This is a genomic window from Pseudomonas sp. MF06569 (genome assembly GCF_059862735.1).
Genome location: NZ_JCBCUZ010000024.1, coordinates 56,127 through 80,204, shown reverse-complemented (window position 1 = coordinate 80,204; position 24,078 = coordinate 56,127). Strand labels below are relative to the sequence as shown.

General features: G+C 56.7%; 21 protein-coding genes. 12 read left to right on the top strand and 9 right to left on the bottom strand.

Annotated elements, in window-relative coordinates; genetic code table 11:
• Window positions 1-29: 29 nt before the first annotated feature.
• Genes AC19YQ_RS19445 through AC19YQ_RS19435 form a run of 3 tightly spaced genes read right to left on the bottom strand, consistent with a single transcriptional unit; the run spans window position 30 to window position 2,819 of the window.
• Window positions 30-818 carry an ABC transporter permease gene (locus AC19YQ_RS19445; protein ID WP_133079744.1) on the bottom strand — a complete coding sequence of 263 codons (789 nt, stop codon included), beginning with the start codon at window positions 816-818 and terminating at the stop codon, window positions 30-32.
• On the bottom strand, window positions 815-1,732 hold the full coding sequence (locus tag AC19YQ_RS19440; RefSeq protein ID WP_133079745.1) for an ABC transporter permease: 918 nt from the start codon (window positions 1,730-1,732) through the stop codon (window positions 815-817). The genes AC19YQ_RS19445 and AC19YQ_RS19440 overlap by 4 nt, the downstream gene beginning before the upstream one ends.
• A gap of 1 nt (window position 1,733) precedes the next feature.
• Window positions 1,734-2,819 (bottom strand): ABC transporter ATP-binding protein, encoded by a 1,086-nt coding sequence (locus tag AC19YQ_RS19435; RefSeq protein WP_133079746.1) that lies wholly within the window; start codon window positions 2,817-2,819, stop codon window positions 1,734-1,736.
• Window positions 2,820-2,959: 140 nt separating this feature from the next.
• Here AC19YQ_RS19435 and AC19YQ_RS19430 point away from each other — a divergent pair, with 140 nt between their 5' ends.
• The 5 genes from AC19YQ_RS19430 (at window position 2,960) to AC19YQ_RS19410 (ending at window position 7,567) form a co-directional block, all read left to right on the top strand.
• Window positions 2,960-3,649: a GntR family transcriptional regulator gene (locus AC19YQ_RS19430; protein WP_133079747.1), complete on the top strand. Its 690-nt coding sequence runs from the start codon at window positions 2,960-2,962 to the stop codon at window positions 3,647-3,649.
• 258 nt (window positions 3,650-3,907) lie between these two features.
• Entirely contained in the window at window positions 3,908-5,278 is a 1,371-nt protein-coding gene (locus tag AC19YQ_RS19425; protein WP_500595705.1) for a metal-dependent hydrolase family protein, read from the top strand.
• A gap of 111 nt (window positions 5,279-5,389) precedes the next feature.
• On the top strand, window positions 5,390-6,049 hold the full coding sequence (locus AC19YQ_RS19420; protein WP_500595704.1) for an ankyrin repeat domain-containing protein: 660 nt from the start codon (window positions 5,390-5,392) through the stop codon (window positions 6,047-6,049).
• Window positions 6,050-6,189: 140 nt separating this feature from the next.
• Complete coding sequence (locus AC19YQ_RS19415; RefSeq protein ID WP_500595702.1) at window positions 6,190-6,867, top strand: type 1 glutamine amidotransferase domain-containing protein; 678 nt, start codon at window positions 6,190-6,192, stop codon at window positions 6,865-6,867.
• Window positions 6,868-6,937: 70 nt separating this feature from the next.
• Complete coding sequence (locus AC19YQ_RS19410) at window positions 6,938-7,567, top strand: glutathione S-transferase family protein (protein ID WP_339475961.1); 630 nt, start codon at window positions 6,938-6,940, stop codon at window positions 7,565-7,567.
• Window positions 7,568-7,793: 226 nt separating this feature from the next.
• On the opposite strand, the gene AC19YQ_RS19405 is transcribed toward AC19YQ_RS19410, so the two are convergent.
• Window positions 7,794-8,885 carry an NADH:flavin oxidoreductase/NADH oxidase gene (locus tag AC19YQ_RS19405; RefSeq protein WP_500595701.1) on the bottom strand — a complete coding sequence of 364 codons (1,092 nt, stop codon included), beginning with the start codon at window positions 8,883-8,885 and terminating at the stop codon, window positions 7,794-7,796.
• An 83-nt stretch (window positions 8,886-8,968) separates the two neighbouring features.
• Between AC19YQ_RS19405 and AC19YQ_RS19400 the strand changes: the two genes are divergently transcribed.
• Window positions 8,969-9,268 (top strand): ArsR/SmtB family transcription factor, encoded by a 300-nt coding sequence (locus tag AC19YQ_RS19400; RefSeq protein ID WP_133079460.1) that lies wholly within the window; start codon window positions 8,969-8,971, stop codon window positions 9,266-9,268.
• A gap of 49 nt (window positions 9,269-9,317) precedes the next feature.
• Here the strand turns inward: AC19YQ_RS19400 and araD1 are convergent, their stop codons facing one another.
• Window positions 9,318-10,310: an AraD1 family protein gene (gene araD1 / locus AC19YQ_RS19395; protein WP_500595699.1), complete on the bottom strand. Its 993-nt coding sequence runs from the start codon at window positions 10,308-10,310 to the stop codon at window positions 9,318-9,320.
• 16 nt (window positions 10,311-10,326) lie between these two features.
• The gene (locus AC19YQ_RS19390; protein ID WP_500595698.1) at window positions 10,327-11,649 is read right to left on the bottom strand and encodes an MFS transporter; all 1,323 of its coding nucleotides are present in this window, start codon (window positions 11,647-11,649) and stop codon (window positions 10,327-10,329) included.
• A gap of 190 nt (window positions 11,650-11,839) precedes the next feature.
• On the opposite strand from AC19YQ_RS19390, the gene AC19YQ_RS19385 reads away from it, so the two are divergent.
• Both AC19YQ_RS19385 and AC19YQ_RS19380 read left to right on the top strand, forming a co-directional pair.
• A complete protein-coding gene (locus AC19YQ_RS19385) occupies window positions 11,840-13,576 on the top strand; it encodes an IlvD/Edd family dehydratase (protein WP_500595697.1) in 1,737 nt (578 codons plus the stop codon).
• Between the two features lie 107 nt (window positions 13,577-13,683).
• Window positions 13,684-14,397 carry an FCD domain-containing protein gene (locus AC19YQ_RS19380; RefSeq protein WP_133079464.1) on the top strand — a complete coding sequence of 238 codons (714 nt, stop codon included), beginning with the start codon at window positions 13,684-13,686 and terminating at the stop codon, window positions 14,395-14,397.
• Window positions 14,398-14,466: 69 nt separating this feature from the next.
• Here AC19YQ_RS19380 and AC19YQ_RS19375 read toward each other — a convergent pair whose 3' ends face one another.
• Entirely contained in the window at window positions 14,467-16,290 is a 1,824-nt protein-coding gene (locus tag AC19YQ_RS19375; RefSeq protein ID WP_500595696.1) for an NAD(P)-binding domain-containing protein, read from the bottom strand.
• Between the two features lie 243 nt (window positions 16,291-16,533).
• On the opposite strand from AC19YQ_RS19375, the gene AC19YQ_RS19370 reads away from it, so the two are divergent.
• Window positions 16,534-18,429 carry a sigma-54-dependent Fis family transcriptional regulator gene (locus AC19YQ_RS19370; RefSeq protein WP_500595695.1) on the top strand — a complete coding sequence of 632 codons (1,896 nt, stop codon included), beginning with the start codon at window positions 16,534-16,536 and terminating at the stop codon, window positions 18,427-18,429.
• A 283-nt stretch (window positions 18,430-18,712) separates the two neighbouring features.
• On the top strand, window positions 18,713-20,350 hold the full coding sequence (locus tag AC19YQ_RS19365) for an MFS transporter (protein WP_500595694.1): 1,638 nt from the start codon (window positions 18,713-18,715) through the stop codon (window positions 20,348-20,350).
• 9 nt (window positions 20,351-20,359) lie between these two features.
• Here the strand turns inward: AC19YQ_RS19365 and AC19YQ_RS19360 are convergent, their stop codons facing one another.
• On the bottom strand, window positions 20,360-20,665 hold the full coding sequence (locus AC19YQ_RS19360; protein ID WP_500595693.1) for a hypothetical protein: 306 nt from the start codon (window positions 20,663-20,665) through the stop codon (window positions 20,360-20,362).
• Window positions 20,666-20,776: 111 nt separating this feature from the next.
• Complete coding sequence (locus AC19YQ_RS19355; protein WP_500595692.1) at window positions 20,777-22,075, bottom strand: tyrosine-type recombinase/integrase; 1,299 nt, start codon at window positions 22,073-22,075, stop codon at window positions 20,777-20,779.
• 436 nt (window positions 22,076-22,511) lie between these two features.
• Between AC19YQ_RS19355 and AC19YQ_RS19350 the strand changes: the two genes are divergently transcribed.
• Complete coding sequence (locus tag AC19YQ_RS19350) at window positions 22,512-22,838, top strand: hypothetical protein (protein WP_500595691.1); 327 nt, start codon at window positions 22,512-22,514, stop codon at window positions 22,836-22,838.
• Window positions 22,839-23,545: 707 nt separating this feature from the next.
• Complete coding sequence (locus AC19YQ_RS19345; RefSeq protein ID WP_500595690.1) at window positions 23,546-24,010, top strand: hypothetical protein; 465 nt, start codon at window positions 23,546-23,548, stop codon at window positions 24,008-24,010.
• Window positions 24,011-24,078: the final 68 nt, after the last annotated feature.

Genomic DNA, 24,078 nt, shown 5'->3' with positions numbered 1-24,078 from the left:
CTTCTTATTCATGACAGCAGGCTCCAGACTCATTGTTGTTTGCCGCGTTGTCCCAGCCAGAAGGCCAGCACCACCAGCACGATGGAAATCACCAGCATCAGGGTCGAGATTGCGTTGATCTCCGGCGTCACGCCGGCCTTGATCGCCGAGAAGATGTACACCGGCAAGGTCGTCGAACCAGGCCCTGCCACGAAGAACGTCATGATGAAATCGTCGAGGCTGACCACGAATGCCAGTACCGACCCGGACAACACCGCCGGCCACAGCAGCGGCAAGGTCACCCGGCGAAACACCTGCCACGGGTTGGCGTACAAGTCGTTGGCCGCTTCCAGCAGGCTTTTGTCCAGGTCATTCAAGCGAGCGCGAATCGGCAGGTAGGCAAACGGGATGCAGAAGCCGATATGCGCCACGATCACGGTCAGCAAACCGAGCTTGATCCCCAGCGCCATGAACAGCAGCAACGTGGCGACCGCGGTAACGATCTCCGGCAGGATGAGCGGCAGGTTGATCCCGCCCTCGACCACTTTCTGCCCGTAGAACGGCCGATACGTCGCCAGCGCGGCGAGCAGCGCAATGGCTGTGGCGCAGACCGTGGCAATGCTCGCAACGATGATCGAGTTCAGTGCCGCGGTCTGAATTGACGGGTTGGCCAGAATTCGTCCGTACCAGGCGAACGAAAACTCGGTCCAGACCGTGGCGGAGCGGTTGGCATTGAAGCTGTACGCGATCAGCACAAAGATCGGCACGTACAGGTACGCAAGGATCAACAGGCTGACTTCGCGGGTCAGCGGCAGTTTTTTCAGGTGCAGGGCGATCATGCGGTGGCTCCCCGACGTAGAGTCTTGGCGGTGCTGCGGGTATAGAGGGCGTAGAGCATCAGCGACAGCAGCAGGATCCCCAGCAACAGGAACGACAGCGAACTGCCCAGCGGCCAGTTACGGGCAGTGCCGAACTGTTGCTGGATCAGGTTGCCAATCATCAACGTCTTGCCACCACCGAGAATCGCCGGGGTGATGAATGCACCGAGGCTCGGCACAAACACCAGCAGTGCACCGGCAATCACGCCGGGCATCGACAGCGGCAGAATGATCCGCTTGAGCGCGTGCCAGCGGTTGGCTCCGAGGTCGTAGGCCGCTTCTACCAGGCGCCAGTCGAGTTTTTCCAGGGTCGAGTAGATCGGCAGAATCATGAACGGCAGAAAGCTGTAGACCAGCCCGACGCTGACGGCGAAGTCGTTGTAGAGGAGGGTGATGCCGCCAGCCTGGGGGAACAGGGCATTGAGGCTCTGGGCGACCCACCCGTGCTCGCGCAGAATGATCAGCCATGCGTAGTTGCGGATCAGCAGGTTAGTCCAGAACGGAATGGTGATCAGCAAGACCATGAGGTTGCGCCGACGCGGGGTCAGGCTGGACATCCACAGCGCCACCGGGAAGCCGAACAGAAAACACAACAACGTGGTGCCGCCGGCCTGGAACACCGAGCGCAGCAGCGCCTGGGCGTACACCCAGTTGAGCTCCTTTTCACCGTCGAAACCTTCCTGGAAAAACAGCTGCACGTAGCTTTGCAATTGCCAGTTGGCCTGCCAGTCGACGCCGCCGTACACGTTGCGCGGCAGCAGGCTGATGTAGCCCATGATGCCGAGCGGAATGGCGATCAGTGCCAGTAACGTCAGAACCACCGGGCTGAGCAACAGCGCACGGTTGAGAGCGGGGGAAGTGCTGCTGACGCTCATCTCAAGCCTCCATCAACAGGCAGGCATGGGGTGGCAGGTTGACCGCAACGCGATCACCGACCACACGCCCGCGGTTAAGGCCTTCGTTGTTTTCGCGCAGCATGACCTTGATGTCGTTGTTCAACCGGCACTGATAGAGCGTCGCGGTGCCGACATACAGGACGGCTTCGATCACGCCGCGCAAATGGTGGGGCTGCTGCGGATCAACCAGTTGCGAGCGCTCCGGGCGGAACGCCAGTTGCACTCTTGCGCCGTCAAAGCCCTGGGCCGGGCAGGGGATTTCCACCGGCATGCCGGTTGGCACAAAGAGGTTTTCGTTCTGCTGGCCACGTTTCAGATGCCCCGGCAGGAAATTGATATCGCCGATGAACTGGGCGACGAACTGGTGCTGCGGCCGCTCGTAGATGTCATTGGGCGTACCGATCTGCAGGATCTTGCCAGCGGACATCACGGCAATCCTGTCAGACAGGGTCAAGGCTTCTTCCTGATCGTGGGTCACGAAGATAAAGGTGATCCCGGCTTCCTTCTGCACGCGCTTGAGTTCGACCTGCATCTCCTTGCGCAGCTTGAGGTCCAGCGCCGACAACGGTTCGTCCAGCAGCAGTACTTTGGGTTTGGGGGCCAGGGCCCGGGCAAGGGCGACCCGCTGCTGCTGCCCGCCGGACAACTCGGCAGGTTTGCGCTTGGCCAGGTGCTGCATTTGCACCAGCGCGAGCATCTCATCGACACGCTTGGGAATGAGTTTATGATCAAGGCCCTGCATCTCAAGGCCGAAGGCTATATTCTGCGCGACACTCATGTGGGGAAACAGCGCGTAGCTCTGGAAGACCGTGTTGACCCGGCGCTTGAACGGCGGCAAGTCATTGACCGGTTCGCCCGCGAGACGGATCTCCCCGTCGCTCACATGCTCGAAACCGGCGATGGTGCGCAGCAAGGTGGTTTTGCCACAGCCCGAAGGTCCCAACAGGGTAAAGAACTCATTGTCGGCAATGTCGACTGAAACGTTGTCGAGGGCTGGAGCCAGCCCCGGATCGTCGGAATACCGTTTGGAGACGTTACGCACTTCAATTGCGACTGGATGACCCATAATGGTGCATTCCTCTAATTATTGTATGCAATGTCTGGATGCAATCTAGAGATAGCCGGATTAATCTGCCCGTGCAACCCCCTTTTTTTAAGGCTGCTCATCGCCTGGGGCCGGTTGTTTTGCGCTAAAGGAGTGTTGAGATGACCGAGAAGAAACTCGAAACCACGGTCGACCGCGTCTATCAAGGGGTTTACGAGGCGATCAGCAAGCGTTCGTTACGGCCGGGAATGAAGCTGGGCGAGGCCTCCCTGGCCGAACTTTTTAACGTGAGCCGAACGTCGGTTCGTGCCGCGCTCAAGCAATTGGAGGCCGATGGACTGGTCACCACAGAGCCCAATAAAGGTGCATCCGTATCTCTACCGAGTGACGAAGAGATCCGTTCGCTGTTCGAAACCCGGCGCCTGGTCGAGATCGGTATCGTCAGCGAACTCTGTCGCCGGCGCGACACAGCCGTGACCCGCGACTTGCGCGATCACCTGTTGCTGGAGGATGAGGCGCACCGAAATGGCGACCACGAACGGTTGATTCATTTGCTCGGCGAGTTCCACATCAAGCTTGCCCGTAGCCTGAACAACCCGGTGTTGCTGGACTGGTTCCAGAAGCTGATTTCCCGCGCCTCGCTGTATGCCGCCGCGCTCGATGATGACAGCCACGAAGCCTGTCGCGACGATGAGCATTTGCGCCTGATCGAGTTCATCGAGGCTGGCAACCAGGGCGCCGCGATCGAGCTGACGTGCATTCATTTAAATGGCATCGAGAAGGCGATTCTCGACGTCGCGGCCACCCTGAAAACGGGCTACCACCCGCTCAAACACCTGATATCACTCTAAGGGAAAGCGTGCTCCCCCTTCACCGAAGCCAATCCTTGGGCCACGTCGCCAAGGATTTTCAGTGTGCCTGCCGTTTTTCGATCAGCGTTTTTAATCCGATCTATAGTCTCTGTTCCTGAAAATGCTTACGGAACGCTCGCTATGAGGCATAAATCTGCAACGGCTTGTTCGCGCTTTACACCCAGTCATCGTGTTGAGCTTGAAGCCCATGACCTGTGCACCTGTAGCTCGCCGGACATACAGGATTTTCACGCCAGGATGATGCTCGATCTGTCTCGACGTGACGTCTATAGCGGGATCAAGCCCAAAGTTTCACCGCTGTCAGAAGTGCGCACCTCAAGTACTTCAGGACAGGGCACGAACGCTGAGTCCGGCGTGAGCACTGTATTGCTCAAGAATCTTCGTTTATTCAACGGTAGCGCTGTGCTTGACGATAACGTCTCCATCCTGATCAAGGCTGGCGTGATCGACTCCCTGCTACCCGCCAATACGGATGTCGAAGGGGCCGTGGTTATCGATTGCGGGCGAAGGGTGGTGATGCCGGGACTGATTGATGCCCATTGGCACACTACGTTGGCGGGCATCACGCAACTTGATGCGATGAGTGCAGACCCGGGCTATATCCATTTAGTCGCCGCCCGCGAAGCAGAAAGCACCTTGATGCGCGGCTTTACGACGGTGCGCGATCCTGGTGGACCTTCGTTTGCCTTGAAGCGTGCAATTGATGAGGGCGTTATCCCGGGGCCACGTATTTATCCATCCGGCGCCATGATTTCACAGACTTCGGGCCACGGTGATTTCAGGATGCGATCCGAGATTCCCCGCAGCTCTCTCAGGTCACTGAGCGTTACCGAACAACTGGGTGCTGCCGCCATCGCCGATGGCGATGCCGAAGTGCTCAGGCGGGCAAGAGAGCAGCTCATGCTCGGGGCCTCACAGTTAAAATTGATGGCCGGTGGCGGCGTGGCTTCTGCTTATGATCATCTCGATAGCACCCAGTTTATGGAGTCAGAATTAAGAATGGCGGTTGAAGCGGCTGCCGATTGGGGCACCTATGTGATGGTGCATGCGTACACGCCCAGAAGTATCCAGCGTGCCATTCGCGCCGGTGTGAAATCGATCGAACACGGCCAACTGGCTGATGAAGAAACCGTGCGCATGATGGCAGACCACGATATCTGGTGGAGCCTTCAGCCTTTTCTGCAGGATGAAGATGCCAATGTTTATCCAGATCCTGTGCGCCGAGAGCGTCAGCGCGTGGTGGCCGAGGGCACCGCGAAAGCCTATGAGTTTGCCCAGCGCTTCAATATAAAAACGGCCTGGGGGACTGATATTTTATTCAATCCGCTAAAGACACCGACCCAGGGAAGACAACTGGCGAAGTTGACCCGGTTTTACGCCGCGCACGACGTTGCAAACATGGCGACAAAGATCAATGGAGAGCTTTTGGGGCTGTCGGGAGCGCGCAATCCTTATCCCGGTAAAGTTGGCCGGATAGAGGCCGGTGCATTGGCAGATCTGCTGGTTGTCGAAGGCGATCCCACGGTAAGCCTGGCCTTTCTGGAGGACCCGCAGATCAATATCAGCATGATCATGAAAGGCGGGAAAATCTATAAACAGAACTTCTAGTCCTCAGCAGGACCATGCACAAAGCCACTGAAAAGCATGGGCATATTTAATTTCCGAATACCTGGCGCCCTGACCATACTGGTTTCTCATGGATTTTCTGGAGGGCGTGACATGGGTTCCCGGACGCTTAAATACGGCCTGTTGACGGTCGCACTGTTGATGACTGGAGTAGTGATGGCAAGCGACAAGACACTCCTTGACGCCGTGAGAAACGGTGAGCTGGGCAGGGTGCAGCAACTGATCACTGAAGGTGCGAAGCTCGATGACCGTTCGCTCGATGGCAGCAGTGCGCTGCTGCTTGCAACGCGTGAGAACCAGATAGAGATCGCCAGGGCACTGATCGAAGCCGGTGCCAACGTTAACCAGAAGAACCTGATCCAGGACAGCCCTTATCTGTTGGCCGGGGCGAGCGGGCGAAATGAAATTCTCCAGCTTGCCTTGGCCCATGGTGCCGACCTGAAAAGCACCAACCGCTATGGCGGCACCGCCTTGATCCCGGCGTGCGAGCGCGGCCATGTTGAAACGGTGCGCCTGCTGATCGCGGCAGGCGTTGACATGAACCATGTCAATCGCCTGGGCTGGACCTGTTTGATGGAAGCCATCGTGCTCTCAGACGGCGGACCGGCACATCAACAGATTGTCAGCCAGTTGATCGAGGCCGGTGCAGACCTGAACCTGCCTGACGACAAGGGCGTGAGCCCGTTGCAACACGCGCAGGAACGCGGTCAGACCGCTATCGTGCAGTTGCTGCGTGACACCGGGGCACAGTGATTCGCGTTTCTTGAGTGGCGGTTTTCGTGTTGCACGTATTCAAAAAACGGTGGTCGTACATAGTCAAGACAGTGCAACCAGCATAAACCCGAGGCAGATCACGTTGCCAAAGGCCAAACCGCAGCAATGAGGGCTAAGACATGAAAGTTCTGATGGTTCTAACGTCCCACGATCAACTCGGGGATACGGGCTTGAAAACAGGATTCTGGCTTGAAGAGTTCGCAGCGCCTTACTACCTCTTCAAGGATGCGGGGGCCGAGGTGGTTCTGGCGTCGCCAGCCGGTGGTCAGCCACCCCTGGACCCAAAGAGTGAGTTGCCGGATTTCCAGACGGACATGACCCACCGTTTCAACGCGGATCCTGATGCCCGGCGGGCTTTGGCGAATACCGTCAAGCTGGATACCGTCAACAGTAAAGATTTTGACGCCGTGTTCTACCCTGGCGGTCATGGACCGCTGTGGGATCTGGCCGAGTCGAAGACGTCCATCGAGCTTATCCAGTCCTTCGAGCGATCTGGCAAGCCCATTGGTTTTGTCTGTCATGCGCCCGGGGTCCTGCGTCATGTCAAGGCCGCTGACGGCGCACCGCTGGTTAAAGGGCGCCGAGTCACCGGATTCACCAATGGCGAGGAAGCTGCAGTAGAGCTGACCGATGTCGTGCCCTTTCTGATCGAAGATGAATTCCAGAGCCTGGGCGGATTTTATGAAAAAGGGCCGGACTGGGCTCCCTTTGTCATCGAAGATGGCAAGCTGGTCACTGGCCAGAACCCCGCCAGTTCCGAAGGCGTTGCCAAAGCACTTGTCGCCCAATTGAAGTAACCGCGCATGGCGCCCGGGCAGGCTGAAACGTTCGTACGCCCCGGGTGCCCCCTCATCAGAGAGAGTCTTCATGATCACACTTCACCACCTCAACGCGTCCCGATCGCTGCGTATTCTTTGGCTGCTTGAAGAAATGGGAGAGCCTTACACCCTGATTCGCTATCAGCGCGACCCAGCCACTCGTCTCGCCCCGGCCTCATTGAAAAACATTCACCCGCTGGGCAAGTCACCGGTGATTGAGCTCGACGGGCATGTGCTGGTTGAATCCGGCGCCATCGTCGAATACCTGATCCGCCGGTTTGCGCCCCGGCTGGAACCTGCGTTCAGCTCACCGGATTATCTTCAGTACCTGCAATGGATTCACTTTGCGGAAAGCTCGGCGATGGTGCCGGTGCTACTCAAACTGTTTACTCAGTTTGAGATCAATGCCGGGACTCAGCTCAAGTTCCTGGACGGCTATACCCGGACTGAGTTTGATAAGGTCCTGGGGTTTCTGGACAGTGCGCTTGCCAACAGAACCTTCATTGTGGGGGACACATTGTCAGGGGCTGACTTCATGCTGGCCTTCGTTGCCATCACGGTGGTCGAGCAGATGAAGTGCGGGGCGCAGTACCCTCATCTGCAGGCTTACCTGCAGCGTCTGGCGGAACTGGACAGCTGGAAGCGAGCTTTGAAGCTTGAGAATGAACTCGACGAATAGTTGAATTGCGGCGGGGCATGGGGGAGCTGGCTTGCCTGCGATGCAGACGACGCGGTCTGCCAGGCACATCGAGGTGATGCCATCGCGAGCAAGCCCGCTCCCACAGACAATCCAGCTTTTGTGTCTAACACAAGACCTGTGGGAGCTGGCTTGCCTGCGATCCAGACGACGCGGTCTGCCAGGCATATCGCGAGCAAGCCCGCTCCCACAGAGGCTGGAATCGAACTTATCTGTAGCGTTCAAGCCAGTGTGCGTAGGGCGCAGGGAGTGTCCACGAGGCCTTTTCAACCCCCAGTTCCTTGGCTGCAAAGTACGGCCAGTGCGGATCCGCCAAGTGCGCCCGGCCCACGGACACCAGGTCCAGCTGGCGAGATTCGATAGCGGCGTTTGCCAGCTGCGGGGTACCAAAGCCCCATGCAGAAGTCACTGGCAGACCCGACTCACGACGCACCCGTTCGGCGATCGGGCCCAGGAAGGCAGGGCCCCACGGGATATTGGTTTGCGGGATGGTGAAACCTACACTGACGCTCAACAGGTCAAGCCCACCGTCTTTGAAACGTCGCGCCAACTCGATCGATTCAGCCAGGGTTTGCTCATCACGCCCGTCGTACTCGATGACCCCGAAGCGCGCAGTGAGCGGAAGATTCTCCGGCCATACCTCGCGCACAGCGGCCAGCGTCTCAAGCAGGAATCGGCTGCGGTTTTCAAAGCTGCCACCGTACTCATCGGTACGCTGGTTGGAGTGCTCGGAGAAGAAACTCTGGCCCAGGTAGCCGTGCGCAAAGTGCAGCTCGATCCATTCAAAACCGGCATCACGGGCACGACGTGCCGCATCCACGAAGTCCTGGCGCACGCGGGCAATGTCTTCAAGGGACATTTGCTTGGGGACTTTAGGCAGATTGGCGCCGAACGCGACAGGCGAGGGCGCAATAGTCTGCCAACCCTGAGGATTGCCTTCAGGGATGTGATCATCGCCTTCCCAGGGGCGGTTGGCGCTGGCTTTGCGCCCGGCATGCGCGATCTGAATACCGGGCACAGAACCGGCATCCTTGATCGCCTTTACCATAGGCACAAAAGCCTGGGCATGGGCATCGCTCCAGATGCCTGCGCATCCGGGGGTGATACGTCCTTCCGGGGAAACGGCCGTCGCCTCGACCACAACCAGGCCAGCGCCGCCCCGTGCAAGACCGGCCAGGTGGACCAAATGCCAGTCATTGACCATGCCGTTCTCTGCCATGTACTGGCACATCGGCGGAATGGCAATGCGGTTTCTCAAGGTGACGTCTTTTAAGGTGTACGGTTCGAACAGGGCAGACATGTGCAGGCTCCGGTAGATTGATTCGCTTGTTCGATAGTAATCGAAATATGGCATTCATTAAAAGCCTTCGTTATCATCGACACATGCGTACCTTCAAACATCCCGTTCCATCTGACTTCATTCTCGAGCGTTTGCTTTACGCCCTGAGCGACCCCGTCCGTTTCGAGATTGTCCGCTACCTTGCGGGCGTCGCTGAAGCCTCGTGCGGCGAGCTGGACGGCGGTCGGCCCAAGTCCAGCATGTCCCATCACTTCCGGGTCTTGCGCGACGCGGGGCTTGTTCATACGCGAAATGTCGGCACCACGCACATGAACTCACTGCGCGCGCAGGAGCTCAATCAGCGCTTCCCGGGCTTGCTGGATTGCATCCTGTCCCAGGCCTGATTGCCCTGCGGCGCAGCTACGGCCAAGGGGTTTCCTCGGGGGCGCTCCTTTAAAGTGTGCCCATGCCGCCGGGCGCGAACACCCCGTCGACCGGGGCGATACCGTTGATCAACGGCGCGCCGAAATCGGCCTGGCTGATTTCGAAGCGATCTCCCGGCTGTGTGCGAATGCCGTCGGCAAACGACAAGGTCGCCGTGCCGAAAAAGTGGATATGCACATCACCTGGACGCAGGAACTGGCTGTACTTGAAGTGATGATATTCAAGGTTTTCCAGGCTGTGGCACATGTTGGCTTCGCCACTCAGAAACTCGTTTTCCCATAGCACCTCGCCGTCGCGCAGGATTCGGCTGCGGCCCGACAAATACTGGGGCAATGCGCCGACCCGCAGTTCCGGACCAAAGGAGCAGCTGCGCAATTTGGAATGAGCCAGGTACAGGTAGTTTTTGCGTTCCATCACGTGATCGGAGAACTCATTACCTACCGCGAACCCCAGTCGATAAGGTTTTGCGTCGTGGCCGATGACATACAGGCCTCCGATTTCCGGCTCCTCGCCTGCGTCTTCGGCAAACGGTGGCAGTGGGAAGGCAGCTCCCGGCCGTACGACGATGCTGCCATCTCCCTTGTAGAACCATTCCGGTTGCACGCCCGCCTGACCGGCGGCGGGCTTTCCGCCTTCCACTCCCCATTTGAAAATGCGCATGGTGTCGGTCAAGGCCGCTTCGTCACCGGCCTGCTGATGCATTTTATCCCGCGCAGATGCGCTGCCCAGGTGGGTCAGGCCCGTACCGCTGATCAGCATATGGGCCGGGTCCGGATGATCCAGAGGGGGGAGGATGCGCAACTCGGCCAACAACGCCGGGTAGTCATGGGCAATGCCCAGGCCTTGCTGGTCGACCTGCTGTGCCAGGCTCACACCCGCTTCGATGGCCGCGAGGGCCAGATCACGCACGCTGTTGGCCCCCAGCACTTCACGTACCAGGTCACCGTCTACCAGGCCGACTCGGCGCTCGCCGGTGTTGAGTTCAAATTGTACTAAACGCATAACGGAAGTCCCTTGATTAAAGATGAGTCGCCGCGCGGGCGCTGGCGGCAAATTCGCTCGGCTGGAGCACGTGTATGCGTTCGAGGGTGCGATACACCACGAACGTCAGGAATAGGCCGAACAGCATCACCCCGGACAGGAAGTACAAGCCCGAGGCCAGGTTGCCGGTGTATTCCTTGAGCGCGCCGATCACAAACGGTCCGATGTAGCCACCCAGGTTGCCCACCGAGTTGATCAGGGCAATGCCCGCGGCGGCACTGGCACCGGCGAAGAAGCGTCCCGGCAATGTCCAGAAGATGGCGGTACAGGAAAACAACGAGAACGCCACCAGGCTCAAGGCCGCCAGTTGCAGCATCGGGACCGTCAGCCAGGCGCTGAAGAACAGTCCGATGGCGCCCAGCACATAGAGCACTGCCAGGTGGCCATAGCGATCATTGAGGCGGTCGGAACTGCGAGGAATGATGAGCAAGCCGATAATGCCGAAGACATAGGGCACCGAAGACACGAACCCGGTGCTCAAGTCACTGCCGCCAAACTGTTTAATCAACGTTGGCAGCCACAGCCCCAGCCCGTAAATGCTCAGGGTGACGGGTAGATAGAACAGCGCAAGCAGCAACACGCGCTTGTCTTTCAACGCGTGCAACGGGTTGCCATGACGGGTCTGGCCGTAGGCCTGCAAGTCCTTTTCCAGCTCGCCTTGCAGCCAGTCCTTTTCACCCTGATCCATCCACTTGACCTGTTGCGGGCCGTCCGGCAAGTAACGCAGTACGGGCCAGGTCAACAGAATGGCGGGCATGCCGATCACAATGAACAGCCATTGCCAACCCTGCAGACCAAGGATGCCATCCATGCCCAGCAAGCCGCCGGACACGGGCCCGGTGATCATCATGGCGATAGGTTGCGACAGGATAAACAGCCCCAGGATCTTGCCGCGATGGCGGACCGGGAACCATTGGGTGATGTAGTACAGCACGCCAGGAAAGAATCCCGCTTCGGCGACCCCCAGCAGGAAACGCATCACATAGAAGCTGTGCGGTCCCTGCACAAAGGCCATCCCAATGGTAATGGCGCCCCAGGTGAGCATGATCCGGGCAAACCAGCGCCGAGCGCCGAAACGCTCGAGCATCAGGTTGCTGGGGATTTCTATCAGGAAATAGCCGATGAAAAACAGGCCCGCGCCCAGGCCATAGGCTGCATCGCCAATGCCGATATCAGCGCCCATGTGCAGCTTGGCAAAGCCCACCGCCGAGCGATCGACGTAAGCAATCAGGTACAGCAGGATCAGAAACGGAATGAGTTTAAGCGTGATGCGGCGAATAAGCCGGAGTTCCTGGCTCATGAGACGGTCTCCCATTGTTTTTGTTATGGAACCTCTGGAGTGGCCTCAAGCGGGTTTTCGCCAGGATCAGCTCTCAGTGAAAACGACTATATAGTATTACTATTTAGCCAACAACTCTTCCACATTGGCTTTTTTAAGGCTAATTTAGCGGTACGGAAAATAATTAGTCATACAATAAGAGACCGCCAACATGTCCGACAAATGTCCTCCCTTACGTTCCGCCCAATGGTTTGGCAGCGCTGATAAAAACGGCTTCATGTACCGCAGCTGGATGAAGAACCAGGGCATTGCCGATCATCAGTTCCAGGGCAAGCCCATCATCGGCATCTGCAATACCTGGTCGGAACTGACGCCTTGCAATGCTCACTTTCGGACCATCGCCGAGCACGTCAAACGTGGTGTCATCGAGGCGGGTGGCTTCCCGGTCGAGTTCCCGGTGTTTTCCAACGGCGAATCCAATCTGCGACCTACCGCCATGCTGACGCGCAATCTGGCGAGCATGGATGTGGAAGAAGCCATTCGCGGTAATCCGATCGATGGGGTGGTGCTGTTGACCGGTTGCGACAAAACGACCCCGGCGCTGTTGATGGGCGCGGCCAGCTGCGATGTCCCGGCCATTGTGGTCACCGGTGGCCCGATGCTGAACGGCAAGCACAAAGGCAAGGACATCGGCGCCGGCACCATCGTCTGGCAGATGCACGAGTCCTATAAAGCCGGCACCATCAGCCTCGACGAATTCCTCTCGGCCGAGGCCGGCATGTCGCGCTCGGCGGGCACCTGCAACACCATGGGCACGGCTTCGACCATGGCCTGCATGGCAGAAGCGCTGGGGACCTCGCTGCCCCATAACGCAGCCATCCCGGCGGTGGATTCGCGCCGCTACGTACTGGCCCATATGTCGGGCATGCGCGCCGTCGAGATGATCCGCGAGGATTTGCGCCTGTCCAAGGTTTTGACCCGGGAAGCCTTTGAAAATGCGATCAGGGTCAATGCCGCCATTGGCGGTTCGACCAACGCCGTGATTCACCTCAAGGCCATCGCCGGACGGATTGGCGTGGACCTGGAGCTGGATGACTGGACCCGCATAGGCCGGGGCACTCCGACCCTGGTGGACTTGCAGCCGTCGGGCCGCTTCCTGATGGAAGAGTTCTACTATGCCGGAGGCCTGCCGGCCGTGCTGCGGCGCCTGGGTGAGAACGGCCTGATCCCGAATCCGGAAGCGTTGACCGTCAACGGCAAGAGTTTGTGGGAGAACGTTAAAAACTCACCGATCTATGGCGACGACGAAGTCATCCGGGCAATCGATAACCCGCTGGTCGCCGACGGCGGTATCTGCGTATTGCGCGGCAACCTGGCGCCTCTGGGCGCGGTACTCAAACCATCCGCTGCGACCCCGGCCCTGATGAAGCATCGCGGACAGGCCGTGGTATTCGAGAACTTCGACATGTACAAGGCCCGCATCAATGACCCTGAACTGGCGGTCACTGCCGACTCGATTCTGGTGATGAAGAACTGTGGGCCAAAGGGTTACCCGGGCATGGCCGAAGTGGGCAACATGGGCCTGCCCGCCAAGCTACTGGCTCAGGGCGTGACCGATATGGTGCGCATTTCCGATGCCCGCATGAGCGGAACGGCGTACGGCACGGTGGTGCTGCACGTGGCTCCGGAAGCCGCAGCCGGTGGACCACTGGCAGCCGTGCAGGAAGGTGACTGGATTGAACTGGATTGCGCTAGCGGACGCCTGCACCTGGATATCTCCGATGCCGAACTGACCGCTCGCCTGGCTGATATCGAGCCGCCCAAAAACCTGTTGATTGGCGGTTATCGCCAGTTATACATCGACCATGTCATGCAGGCCGACCAAGGCTGCGATTTCGATTTCCTGGTGGGCTGCCGAGGATCGGAAGTACCCCGTCATTCCCACTAAGTGGCGACACCGGCAAAGCGAACCCGCCATGACAATCAGAGCGGGCGCGAATCAACCCGCGCCTGCTATGATCCGCGCTTTGAATCGAAAGGATCGCCCCGCGCCCCATGGATTATCGTCAGCCCTCCGACCGCAAAAGCATGCATACGCGCATCGTTCAGGAACTCGGCCTGCAGATTGTCTCCGGGCGTTTCAAATCCGACGACAAACTGCCCGCCGAAGCATTGCTCTGCTCAGAATATGCGGTCAGCCGCCCGGTCTTGCGCGAAGCCACCCGGGTCCTGGTTGCCAAAGGCCTGGTGTACTCCAAGCCGCGCGTGGGTACCGTGGTCAAACCACGCCGCGAGTGGCACATGCTCGATCCTGATGTGTTGCACTGGTTGCTGCAGGCCTCGCCCCAAAATGAATTTTTTGGCTTGCTGACCACCGTGCGCAGCATTATCGAGCCCGCCGTGGCAGCGCTCGCAGCCCAGCATGCAACTGCAGAAGATGTGGCATCGATTCAAGAAGCCTACCAACGCATGGAAAGTGCCTCCAGCCCTGAAGAGCTGCTGCAACCCGACCTGGACTTTCACAGCCGGATTGCCGACGCAACTCACAACGACTTGCTGGCCAACTTGTGCAACATGCTGTCATTGGCCTTGCGCGAAGCCATGAAGCACTCCAACCGTCGACCCAACCTGCACGAACTTGCCCTGCCACGGCACAAGGCAATTTTGACCGCAATCGAAAGCCGCGATGCTTTGGGCGCGCGCCAGGCCACACTGGTACAGCTCGAAGACGCGCGCATGGCGCTGGATGTGGTGTTGAGCCAAGGGTAGGGCGGTTGATACTGGCAAGTCCGATTCGACCTGAAGCGGCGCCCAACCAAAGGCCAGGCGCCATGTGACTCAGCCAGTATGGTGGCTCTTGGCAAGGTTATAGACGGCTGCGTCGATACCTTCGAAGCGCGCTTTTAACTGCAGGGCCAGATACAGCGAATAATGCCGTGACTGATGCAGGTTGCCTCCATGAAACCAGAGGTTTTGCTGCTGTGTCGGCTTCCACATGTTGCGCAGTTCACCCTCGTACGGGCCCGGATCATTCGTGGTGCCGGAACCCAAGCCCCAGCAGCGGCCGACCTTGTCAGCGACTTCCTGGGAAATCAGCTTCGCCGCCCAACCGTTCATTGAGCCATAGCCCGTGGCATAAACGATCAGATCTGCCGGTAGCCGGGTGCCATCGTTGAGGATGACGGCGTCTGCTTCGATACGCTCGACACCCAGGCCGGGTGCGCTCTTGAGCTTGATCGTGCCATTGGCGATCAACTCGCAGGCGCCGACGTCGATGTAGTAACCAGATCCACGGCGAACATACTTCATGAAAAGGCCAGACTCGTCGTCACCGAAATCGAGCATGAAACCGACTTTGGCCAGGCGCTCGTAGAAGTCTTTGTCACGTTCCTTGATCGCATCGAAGATGGGTTTATGAAAGCCCGGCATGACCTTGTAGGGGATCGAGGCGAACAGCAGGTCTGCCTTGTCCGTGGTCAAACCCGTTTCCAGGGCGTCTTCGGAGTAGAGCCCGCCGAAGACGAGATCCATCAGACTGTCGGAGCGCACGATGTGGGTGCTGGAGCGTTGCACCATGGTGACCTGCGCACCGTTCTCCACCAGGTCGGCGCAGATATCGTGTGCCGAGTTGTTGGCCCCTATGACCACTGCGTGCTTGCCGCGCCAGGCGTCTGCGCCGGGGTGTCGGCTGGAATGATGCTGCTGGCCAAGGAACGTTTCGGCACCCGGGTATTGCGGGACATTGGGCACGCCAGACATGCCGGTGGCAAGGATCAACTGGGCAGGCTGTAAAGTCATGGGCTCGCCGTCGCGCAGCACTTGAACCGTCCAGGTACCGCTTTGCTCGTCAAAGCTTGCGCTCTCGCATTCTGTGCGCGGCCAATAATTGAGTTCCATGACTTTGGTGTACATTTCCAGCCAGTCGCCAATCTGGTCTTTTGGGGTGAAGACGGGCCAGTGGTCGGGGAAGGGCAGGTAAGGCATGTGGTCGTACCAGACAGGGTCGTGCAGGCACAGCGACTTGTAGCGACTGCGCCACTGATCACCCGGGCGCTCGGCTTTGTCGACGATCAAAGTAGGCACACCCATGCGCTTGAGCCGCGCTGCGAGCCCCAACCCGCCCTGACCGCCGCCCACGATCAGGCAGTAAGGTTGGGTGGTGATGCCTAACGAGGCCTCTTCATCACGACGGCGTTCCAGCCAGTTGCGTTTGTCAGGATGGCCGTGTTCATGATTGGCCCCCTTTGGACGGCGGCGTCCGCTCGGTTCTTCAAAACCCTTGAGCTCGCGCATGGTGGTCAGCAGCGTCCAGCACAGGCCCTCTTTTAGGCGAACATAGCCTTTGCCCCGTCCCGCATCGGTTTCCAGGCTGATCCAGCCTTCGAGTATTCCGTTACTGAGCGTCGCCTCACCTTCCAGTTTCAATTGTTGAGGACGCGTCTGCTCCAGGCGTGTTTCGAGCATGTCGCGGATGGCCGGCTTGCCTTCCAGGGTCACCAGGTTCCAGCTGAACAGTAGCAGGTCACGCCAGTGACACTCTTCGCCAAACAGCTCCAGAGCGCCGTCCACATCACGCCGGGCGAGCCGTTCACCGAGGTTTTCGACCCAGGCCGCGAGCTGAGCAGTCGGCGTGTGCAGCGGTTTTTCAACAGCAATGTTCATTGGGCTTCTCCGATCTTGTTGTTTTTGTACAACCTGCTTCAGAGCAAGGCTCGGGCCACCTTCGCAAAAGCCCCATTGCAGAGCTGTTGCTGCGGTATTGCTGAAGTGTTGATTCGCAGATCTGTCACGAATTCGTGAAGGGTGGATGACAGAGTGTCACTCGGTGCATAAAGCGCTCATTGCGTTCTTTTCATATAAGCTGCGAACAGACCCGTGCTCCAACCGTAAGGGAGAACAAGAATAATGAAGCCGGCCTTGATCAACGACCATGCACAACTAGTGCTTCAAGCCGTGCAGGGTACTCACACCCACCAAGCCCCTGTTAATGACCTGGCCATCACCCGATCCTGGCGTCGGTGCCTGGATCAGTATCAGCTCGACCCTGCCAGTCGCCGGGCCCCTCATGTGGTTGAACATCCGCGCTTGCAGGATCATCGCGCCCCCCTGGAACACATCATCGCTGTAGCGCACTGGCAGATGAACCACTTGCACCAACAGCTCGGACGCGATGGCCACGTGGTGCTGCTCACCGATGCTCGCGGTGTGGCAATCGACAGTGTGTGCAACGAGTCCGAACGAGCCGATTTCCAGCGCTCCGGGCTGTGGCTCGGCTCGGTCTGGAGTGAAGATTGCGAAGGCACCAACGGTGTGGGCACCTGCCTGGTCGAGCAACAACAGGTCACCATCCGTCGTGATGAGCATTTTCGTAGCAAGCACGTTGGTCTGAGCTGTTCGGCGAGCCCTATATTTGATGCCAATGGAGAGTTGCTGGCCGTGCTCAACCTCTCTTCTATTCGGGATAATCACAGCCAGCAGCACTACTTCAGAGCCATGGCGTTGACCCAACTGTCAGCCAATCTGATCGAGAGCTGTTTTTTCCTGGGGCATGACCCTCAACGCTATTTGCTGCGCTTCCATCCCGAGGCGGGCTTCGTCGGGCTGCTGGGTGAAGGCCTGCTCAGTTTCGATGAAAGTGCGACTATCTGTTCAGTCAATCATTGCGCGCTGGATCTTCTGGGCCTGAGCCGGGACCAGGTGGTCGGGCAATCTCTGGCGATGTTGCTGCAAACACCTGTCGATCAGGTGATCAGTCAGGCCAGTTCACAACCGAGTGTTTGTTGGCCTTTGCGACTCATGGACGGGCGCCTGGTTTACGTACAGTTGCGAGAACCTGTTCGCCCTGCGCCTTCAGTCACGCCTGCCCCCCAAACAATCAATGACGTGCATGTATGCCTCGAAGACCCGCGCCTGCAACGCGGCATTGCTCGCGCACTGCGTGTTATAGAGCATGATGTGCCGGTTTTTTTACAGGGTGAAACCGGAACTGGCAAAGAGGCTTTTGCTGCGGCGCTGCATCGAGCCAGCTCCAGAAGGAACCAGCCGTTTGTGGCGATCAACTGCGCGGCCATCCCCGAGACGCTGATCGAGAGCGAGCTGTTTGGCTATCGCGGCGGCAGCTTCACCGGAGCGCGCAAGGACGGGATGATCGGCAAGCTGGAGCAGGCCCATGGCGGCATTCTTTTTCTCGATGAAATCGCCGATATGCCACTGGCGTTACAGACTCGCCTGCTGCGGGTGCTTGAAGAGCGTCAGGTGGTGCCGCTCGGTGGTGCGACGGCACGTGCGCTCGATGTCCGTCTTGTCAGTGCCAGCCACCAGGATCTGCAAGCCTGTGTGGCGCAAGGGCGCTTTCGCGAAGATCTTTTCTACCGGGTTGCCGGGTTTACCGTGCAACTTCCGCCGCTGCGCGAGCGTTCAGACAAGGGCAGTTTGCTCGACCTTCTGCTGCGTGAAGAGGCAAAAGGCGCAAGGGTTCGCCTGGAAGCAGGTGTCAGAGAGCGTTTGCTGACTCAGCCTTGGCCGGGCAACGTGCGGCAACTGCGTACGTGTCTGCGCACACTGGTCGCGTTGTCGTCTGAGGGGCGCATTACTCTGGACGACCTGGAGGAGTTACTGCCAACAACGCCCGCCACGGCCGCGCCGGGCGAAAACCCACTGGAAGTCTGCGAACGCCAGACGCTGCTGGCGTTGATCGAGGCAGAACATTGGCACATCGCCCATGTTGCCGCCCGCCTGAGGATTAGCCGCAATACGCTCTATCGCAAACTGCGCCAGCACGGTATTTCACGACCCGGTTGAGTGCAGAGCGGGATCGTCGAGTGTCCTCGCCCTGGCAGTATTTGACCGGGGTTTCCAAGGCGGGAACGGACCGTCCTGGTTCAAACCTGCGACTTCACAAAGCTTCACATTTGCACGGCGGGAAAGCGGGGGGATTTCGGTTAGCATCGCGGCGCAGCCTTGGGGCGCAAGCGTGGTAACGACAACGGCTTCAAATGGCTGACAAGCGTTTGAAAGCCGGGATCCCGGTAAAAAAGGTCTCTTTATTGTGTCTAATGGCAATTCAAACCGTTGGTTAGTCCTCATGTCGGTCATTCTGGCTTTCATGCCGATTGTCCTGGATTACACCATTCTTCATGTCGCAGTTCCGTCACTGACCCTTGCGTTGCAAGCAACGGGTACCGAGATTCTGTGGATCATCGACATCTACCCGTTGTTGATGGCCAGCCTGCTGATTCCCATGGGCACGCTGGCGGACAGGGTCGGCCATCGCCGAATGCTGCTGGCTGGACTGGGTATCTTCTGCGCCGGTTCCGTATTGGCCGCCTTTTCTCCGAATGTTGGATCGTTGATCGGGGCCCGGGCGTTCATGGCATTCGGTGGCGCCATGGTCATGCCCAGCGTCCTCGCGATTATTCGACAAACATTTGAAGATCAGAGCGATCAAGCCGTGGCGCTGGGTATCTGGGGCGCAGTTGCTTCCACCGGAGCCGCCATCGGGCCCTTGGTGGGTGGCGCACTGCTTGAGCATTTCTGGTGGGGATCGGTCTTCCTGATCAATGTGCCCGTGATGCTGCTGGTCATCCCCTTAGTGATCGCCTACATACCGCGACGAAGTGTGGTCGGCGATGGAAACTGGACCATCGGACAGTCCGTGATTCTGATCCTGGGTGTCATGGCAAGTGTTTACGCCCTCAAGTCGGGCTTCAAAACCAACAGCTCTCTATTCGTTACCGGTGCCTGTTTTGTATTCGGAGCGCTGATGCTTGTCTGGTTTGTACGCAAGCAACTTAATACCTCGACGCCGATGCTTGATCTGAGCCTTTTTTCCATTCCGGCGGTCAGCACCGGTATCGTCATGGCTCTCGTCACCATGGGTGCGCTTGCCGGGTTCGAATTGCTGCTGGCTCAAGAACTGCAGTTCGTCATGGGGCGTACCCCCCTGGAGGCCGGTATTTTCATGATGCCGCTCATGATTGCGGCTGCAATCGGTGGGCCTCTTGCAGGCGTCATCCTTCGGGCGATTGGCCTGAGGTGGGTTGCGAGTTGCTCGTTGCTGGTGTCTGCGGCCAGTCTTGTCGGGTTGGCCCAAATACACCTGGGCAGCGGCGGGGTGGCCGTTATTGTGATGCTGGTGGCTCTGGGGCTTTCCCTCAGCATTGGTTTAACCGCCTCGTCAGTGGCGATCATGAACAGCATTCCAATGGAGAAAGCGGGCTCTGCGGGAGCCCTTGAAGCCACGAGTTACGACCTTGGCACCGGACTGGGCATTACCGTTTTCGGTATTCTTCTGGTATCCACTTATGAAAAATCCATACAGCTGCCTGAGGGCATTCCATCTGCCATTGCCGAGACAGCCGTGCGGTCTATTGGTGAAACGATGATTGCGGCCAAAACACTTGGAGGCATTCAAGGTCAGCAGCTAGGTGACAAGTTCCACTGTGGAACTTCTCCAAGTCTCTGCCATCTATCCCATCTAAAGTTCCACGATGGAACTTTAGATCAAGGGTCGCGACCCCGGCTCGTCGTGATAGCTTCATCATCGCGGCGAACGGAGTCCCGGGCGAAGCGCCCCCTTTACCTTTCCTCGTTTTATTTAGCCTCTGCAAAGGAGCGTGGGACAGCTCCGTCGTCCCGTGCTCCTGTCGCGTCGCAAAGCAGACCGGGTAGCTGGGCAGAGCCCTACGGTGTTATGACCAGAAGTTCCACCGTGGAATTTTGAGCGAGGGACTTAAGCTTCCTCGTCATCTGGGTCAGGAACTAGGTATCCCGGACACAAAAGGCAATTACTTAACAGCTTGTGATGCGGATAACGATTTTCAAAACGCTTTACCAGCGCGTAAAAAACCTTTTCTCCGGCAACTGTTGCGTTGAACTGGCGAATCACAAAATCGGCGATGGCCAAGTGGACATCGATCTCGTCGGCAGTGAGTGGGAGTTTTTCTGCCTTTTCTTCGAAATGGCTGGAAGGGATACGCTTAACTGGTTTATCTGTGATTACACGCTCCTCTCTGAGAGCTCCCAGGCGCCGTTTCATTCTTCGAGCTCCAAGCCCGTAAACACACCGCTAACTATGTTGCGAGCCGTTGGTTTAACGGAATCGGGCAAATAATTAAATCGTCTAAACTTTGCTGGTTTTAGCTAAATCCTAACCTCTGTCCTTGATCCTGAGCCCCTTAACTGACTTGGCACGATTCTGATCCAGCGAGTTGTAATAGGTGTTCTGAGTTGTCGACATACTCTCGTGGCGTAAGTCCGCTTGGAGATCTTTGATGTCACGAAATGGCGCGTCAAATGTAGCCGCCGTGTGACGCAACCAATGTAGGGATGCCGACCGAAGCTTGTCCATCTCTAAATCAGTTTGACCCTCATCCTTCATGCACTGAAGTGATTTATCGAACACAATCTGAATGAGGGCACGAATGTAACGATCTGACAGGCCAGCTCGACCTCTGACCGTTGTGACTAGTGGGGTACTCTCCTTGTAAGACGGCAAGGGGGGAAGGGAGAGGGTGGTCCGATAACGCTTCAAGTAGGCTTCAATGTATTCGTCTCGCACGCTAATTTTCGCGGACTTGTTGCCCTTACCGACAACGTTGAACCACCAATTTTCACCGTCGTACTCAAACGAACCCATTGTAGGCTTCCAGTTGTCCCGACCGACGAGATCAGAGATTCGGAGGTAGAGAGAGAAGAGGGTGGCCACAATGAATAGCGTACGCTCGTGCCTAGGATCCTCTGCAGCCATGACCTCTGCGGTCTCGATTACATAATTCCACTGGAGCGGAGTCAGCGCCTTACCAGAGCTGATCACCGTGTTGCGCTGCTTAAAGTTGGATTTTTGTTTCACGGACCGAATAGGATTGGCGTTAGCGGTCAGGCCTTCGTCGATTGTGTACTGAAAAAAACTGCCACAAACAGCAAACACCTGACCCATCGAACCAGCAGACATTTTGTAGGCTGTTTCATCTACATCTTTACAGTTCTCCGCAGCGACCTTGCGAATTTGCTTATCGATTTTGACGTTAAAGGGCCGCCATTTATCGTTGATGATGTGGGTGTCAGTTTCAGCAGCCTTACGACCTCCCACCCGGGTAAATCTCGATTTGACGACAGGGCCAATCCACTCAGGACGAGGCTGTATGCAAAACTCCAAGAAGCTCTCACAATCATGGCGTTTGAGTTCGAGAAGCGGCTTCTTGGCGATCAGAAGAGACCACAGCAGCAGACGTTCAACATGGGTGCGGTAGGAATTGAACGTGGCTTCATTGTGTGAGTAGGATTTTAGAAATCCGCGTACCGCCAGGTAACCATCTTGAGCCTTCAACTCTGACGGAAAGGAGAACAGGTACTGAGAGACAAGAGGCAGCTCATCAATCACACGACTAAAATTTAGGTTTCGGAAACGGTTGTACGTTTCAAATAAAGGAGTTGGAGTTTTAGTCATGTAAGCACCAAATAAGAGACGAAAGTACGTACTTCGATGATAGGCAGCGTTCGGCAGCCCTGCAATAACCGAGTCTGCGCGTTATCGGATATTACATCTATGTCAAACCTAGCCTTATCGCTGCCACTTCTCTTGGTGTCTGTACGGTTGAGGATGGACTGGTTGAAACCTCATCAATCATGGGATGCCTCACTCGTTGGTCGACCGAAACCTAAGTTAATCGGATGACCAAAATATTCAGTTAGAAAAATGTCGCGGGGCGTTCTATTCCTAGGTTTCGCTGCCCGTACACAAGATTCCGGTGGTTTCATTTGTGTTGGTGTTGAAGTACTTTAAAGATAGAGCTGAAATTCTGCATAAGCGATCAATTCCAACACCGGAATTTCGCGTGCGGCATGTGACCTATCAAATTAAACCCGCGCAGGATGTTTGAACTATGACTGATGAACCCGTTAGATACCGCCCCTATAGCCGGTTTGAAGATGGTTACGACGACCTTCCACTCGATTCAAACGAGATCGAGGTGCGCCTGGCTATCGCTGACTATGTGATTCGCCGAGTTGCTGGCACACCCACCGGTGAAAGCATTTTCAAGGGGGTGGTCAGGCATTTTGAGAACCGCTACCCACACCATAAATTGCTTGCCCTTTATCTGACTAGCCCTGAATCATTGGTGCCGGAATACGAGGACAGTGAGTCAGACGCGAAGGTTGAGGTTGAGAAGAGCGAGGCCAGTCTTTCATTGAATAAGCTGGATATCTGATTGGATGAAAGCTTGCCTCATTGTCATCAGGATCAAGAACCGTCCGTCTCACTCGCAGGATTGAATTTTGATTTTCCTGCCCGACGTTGACGCCCGGAGCAAACTCGAGCGTATTTATCATATATAAGGATCATTTTTTCCATGTGCAACGCTGTCTTGCGCCGATGCTTCTTCTGAGAGGTATCGCGATGACGGAGTGGGGTTTTCACCGGTATTTATTCTTTTACAATCCGCCCAACACTTTCTTATTTACGAAGGGGTGTCCACGCTCCGAAGCAACCGTGAAATTACTGATTATGGTCGTAACTGCTTGCCCCTAAAGCATTATTTTATTTATGGAAGTTTTCTCATTTTCAAGGAGTGCTGACATTTAGCATGTAACGATTTTTAAATCTGAATCTCTGGTTTTTAGGTGCCGCTAATAGCGTGTGTTTCTGCAGAGGGATACGTGATTTAACATAATATACATTATGCGAACCTCCGTATTGAGGCGTCAGGGTCAGTGGAGGCTGCTTTTCAACAGGCAGACAGGCATTATCGACCTCTGACCATCTTGGGATCAAAACCATGAACCGTGCATCAGGTACTGAAAACCAACGCAGGACGGTGACCTGCTAAGAGTTGCCGATGGCACCGGCACTGGCGACATGATTGTATATTTGCCCTATGATCGAATCAGAAAAATCTAATTCCGCTTATGAGTACTTATGAAAAAAACGTTACTAGCGACACTTATATTACTTTCAGGATGTAATGAAACTGATAGTAAAACGCCAATTACTTCCAGCATGATTGTCTTAGAGTGCAGCGGTGAGAACATTGGTCTGAAAGATAAGAAAAGAACCGAGGCTCAATACCTTATAAAAATCGATCCTAACAATAGATATCAGAGGTCTTTGCATTATTTCAGTGGTGATGAAGAGCGTTTTATACCCTCATGTGAGCTCAAGTATAGCGAGTGTACAGTCACTGTAGACAGCAATCTCATCCAAGAAACTGGTGTATTACGAAGAACCGATAACAGCATTATTTTACTTGAAACAGCCAAAATTAATCGACGGACAGGACGTATGGAAACCTCATTAACTGAGTCAACCTACGGTGAGCGAACGACTTTTATCGGTGATTGTATAAAAGGAGTATACCCGTCGCAGGCACAACAAAAATTCTAAGTCTCCACATGCGCATTCAGGATTATAGAGAGGTCGAAACGAGAGTTTCGCGGGCGCGAAACTGGTTG